This is a genomic window from Nitrospira sp. BLG_2 (assembly GCF_049222245.1).
This window is the reverse complement of sequence record NZ_JBLYIG010000728.1, coordinates 1-2,202: the sequence shown is the minus strand read 5'-3', so window position 1 is coordinate 2,202 and position 2,202 is coordinate 1. Positions and strand designations below refer to the sequence as shown.

Annotated in this window: 3 protein-coding genes; all 3 read right to left on the bottom strand. The window is 68.0% G+C overall.

The window, feature by feature from the left end:
* On the bottom strand, positions 1 to 311 hold a 311-nt coding region (locus tag ACOSYY_RS19520; RefSeq protein WP_421664614.1), incomplete at its 3' end, for a cation-transporting P-type ATPase.
* Entirely contained in the window at positions 298 to 1,923 is a 1,626-nt protein-coding gene (locus ACOSYY_RS19515; protein WP_421664612.1) for a DUF488 family protein, read from the bottom strand. The genes ACOSYY_RS19520 and ACOSYY_RS19515, both read right to left, overlap by 14 nt.
* Positions 1,924 to 1,949: 26 nt before the next feature.
* On the bottom strand, positions 1,950 to 2,202 hold a 253-nt coding region (locus tag ACOSYY_RS19510), incomplete at its 5' end, for a hypothetical protein (RefSeq protein WP_421664611.1).

Sequence of the window (2,202 nt, the reverse complement as noted above, 5' to 3'; positions counted from 1 at the left end):
GCATCGTCTGGCCCTTCCGCGATCCACGCGACCAGCGAGACAGCCACTGCACCGACCAGGAGGTAGATCAGGGGATCCGCGAACTGGCCGAGGAACTTGCGCCACGCGGGCAGCGCCGTTGCGACGTCGAGACGATTGAGGCCCACTCGCGCCAGGCGTAGGGCAGCCTCCGCGGAGGTGAGGCCCACCTCGGCATCGCTGCCCAGCGAGCGGGTCGCCGCGCCCGCGTCGACCGTCGACCACATCGGCCGGTCCTTGGCGCCGGCGACGACCTCTGGTGATGCAACCGTCACGTCGTCACCGTGCGACATGGCACGATTCGCTCTTGCACGACGAGCGGAGAGGCACGCAATTCGCGGTCCTCGGAGGAGCGGCGTGAATGAGGCCCCTGGCCAACAGGGCACCGCCCAGGGAACTGAAGTACAGGTAGCCCCTATGGTCGCCGAAGCGCTGCACGACGCGAGCGAGCGACGGTCCCGGTGGAAGGCGCATCAACTTGCCGAGCCCGCGGGTGACGCCGACGTCGCCTGGGGGGAACACGTCGAGGCGACCCAGACCACGAAGTAGGACCAGACTGGCGCTCCAGGGGCCAATGCCCTGCAGCTCGGACAGAACCAGGACCGCTTCGCTGCTGCTCATGCGCACGAGCTGCTGCTCGGTTATCTCGCCCGACTCAATGGCGTTGGCGACCTGGCGGAGAGTCTCGGCCTTCCGGCGGCTCAGGCCACACGCCCTGAGCGCGTCGAGCCGAGCCGCCGCCACGACCTCGGCCGTGGGGAACGCGTGGAAGCGGCGCCCGTCATGTTCGAGGGCCTTGCCGAAGCGCTCGACCAACCGACCCACGATGGCCACACCGGCGTCCAGGCTCACCTGCTGGAAGGGCACCACGTTCGCGAACGCCTCGAAGAGCCCGGCGAACCGTGGCGGCCGCATGCCGCGCAGCGCGAACGCAGTAGAACCAAGCCTGCGCTCGGCCTCTGCCAACCGCTGTAGGGGCTCCGGGTCCACATCCAAGCCGAGGATTCGTCGCACGGTCTGCCCGAGCGCGGCGCGCGCGGAAGTGGAAGGGTTGCCGCGTATGACGGTGAACCGAACGTCGGGATCGTCGATCGTTCCGTGATTCGCTACCTCGACCAACGCGAGACCGGCCTTCGTCGCGAGCACCCGCAGGTACCTCTCGTTCTCCCAAACGTCGACCAGGTTCGTCGGACGACGCTGCAGGACGCGCACGGTCGCCTCAAGATGGAACGGCGCTCGAGTGGCCAGCCGCTCGCCAGCGGAATCCTCACCTGGATACGTGACGCGCGCCCGCTTGACCTCGGCGAACGCCGTCACCTGGTGCGGAATCGATCGCTTGGCGCTGGTGATGTGCTCCACGTGGGCTCCGCGAGCCGTCAGCGCGTCCGCAATGAGAGAGCGATGACAGCGCCATGGAACCGCCTCCGCGCACATGAGGGCGGCTCGGCCCTCGGCTGTCAACGCGCGGAGCCTTGCGAGCCCCACCTCGAAGCCCTCCGTCAGCATGTAGTCGGCGAACCCTCGGAAGCTTGCGTTGCGCCACCCCACGTTGGTCGAGTCCTTGCGGGGCCGGCGCAGGCCCCCGAGCTCGGAAAGGTGTACGTAGCGAAGCCGCCGCGAGCGAAGAGCCCGTCGTAGCGCGTCGCCGTTGAACTGAGGGTTGTGCCGCGATCGGGGGATGGTCCGGATGTCCGCCAGCACGGAGACGTCGAACGCGCGAAGTAGCGTCACCAACTCATCGAGCGTGCGCGTCGAATGGCCGACGGTGAAGATCCGAATGCCCCTCCAGTTTTTCGTACCGCTCATTGGGCCAGTCAGATCGAACCATCCCAGGTCGCCCTCAGATTTCGGAACCGCTGCCGCTGCGCGGTTGAGCCGCGCCGAACACGAACTCTCGCGGGCCATGCGAGCGGCTCTCGCTCGCCGGCGTTTCAAACGGCGACGGAGCCCGCGGCCGAGCGTGTACGCAGCACCGCGGCGCGCAGATCGAGCACCGAGTCCGCCCAGCGCTCCGGCCTAGTCGACGGCATTCGTTGTGCAATCTCCGGCTGGCCGATCCTTTCGAGGCACTCGATGACACGACGAGGCGTGCCGAGGTCCGTCCAACCGCAAGGGGGGACGCACAGGACGCGTAGCGCGACTCCGTCACCTTGCAAGATCTCGCGCGAGAAGTCGCGCTGGTCG